The organism is Pseudoalteromonas sp. BMB, assembly GCF_001709235.1.
GTDB lineage: Bacteria > Pseudomonadota > Gammaproteobacteria > Enterobacterales > Alteromonadaceae > Pseudoalteromonas > Pseudoalteromonas maricaloris.
This window is the reverse complement of sequence record NZ_MBQA01000017.1, coordinates 1-1,065: the sequence shown is the minus strand read 5'-3', so window position 1 is coordinate 1,065 and position 1,065 is coordinate 1. Positions and strand designations below refer to the sequence as shown.

The following is a 1,065-nucleotide window of genomic DNA, read 5'->3' as shown; positions in this document are numbered from 1 at the left end:
CGCTGAGCGCAAAAAAATCCTTCGACCAATTTTACCTACAAGGTACCTATATAACCTGAGATCTGTATAAGAACTAAAGCCGAGTAACCTTTATGCTCGGTTTCTTTGCTTGAAAAGTATAAGCGATGAGGCCTGCCATCAAGTTCACCATAAATGAAACACAGCTACGGTGCCTTGTGTGGTCTATGTGAGTTATGTTCTTGAGTTGATCAAACACCGTTTCAATAATGAACCGTTTTGACAGCATTGCCTTATCCCAATCTGAAATAGGTTGGCGCTTCATATTGCTTCGCTGGCCTGTAATAAAATCAATGCCTTGCTCAGCTAATTCAGCCTTTAAGCTTGCTGATACATAACCTTTGTCGCCATACAAACTACCTGTCACATTATCAACCATATCCAAAACAGGCTTTCTATCATCCACATTACCCTCCGTCACTTTAACCGCTAACAAACCACCTTCATCATTCATGATCAGGTGAAGTTTGAAGCCATAGAACCACCCCATAGACCCTTTGCCTCGCTTCGCAACATCTGAAAATACTTGATGACGAGGGATACGCATGTTGTGGCAAACTTTCAGCGATGTTGAGTCAATAAATGCGATCCCGTTTTAGATAGCTGCATAGGGCAGGTAATACGGTTTGTAGTAACTTCAGCATTCGCGTGTAGCTGACTAAATCAGGAAAATAACACCGCCAATATTGGCAAACGAACTTGGTGTAATAAGTTTTAAAATCTCTAAAGCCTGAATGGTGAAAGGCGATAAGAATAGTCATAACTTCGCTAGAACTCAGCCTTGATGGCTTAATACGCTGCTTTTCACCTGTTTCGAGCAAGTGTGCCAGCCACTGAGGTTCAAACAATAAACAAAAGTCATCGACATCTACAAAAATTGCGTCTAAGTTATTCATGCCCTTGTCCTTGGTAATCTTATGTTTCTTGGTCGAAAGATCTGATCACCACAAGGGCTTTTAGTTCATTTTCTTATGCGCAGCTCAGGTTAGGTAGTACTCCCATGTCCAAGAGTAGACGTCAATTTCTTGAAGCTTCACTAGCGGCATG

The 1,065-nt window shown here is 41.7% G+C and carries 1 pseudogene; it reads right to left on the bottom strand.

Features of this window, described 5'->3' with window-relative positions:
• Window positions 1–73: 73 nt before the first annotated feature.
• Window positions 74–914, bottom strand: a pseudogene (locus tag BB427_RS02185) (IS982 family transposase).
• Window positions 915–1,065 lie beyond the last annotated feature (151 nt).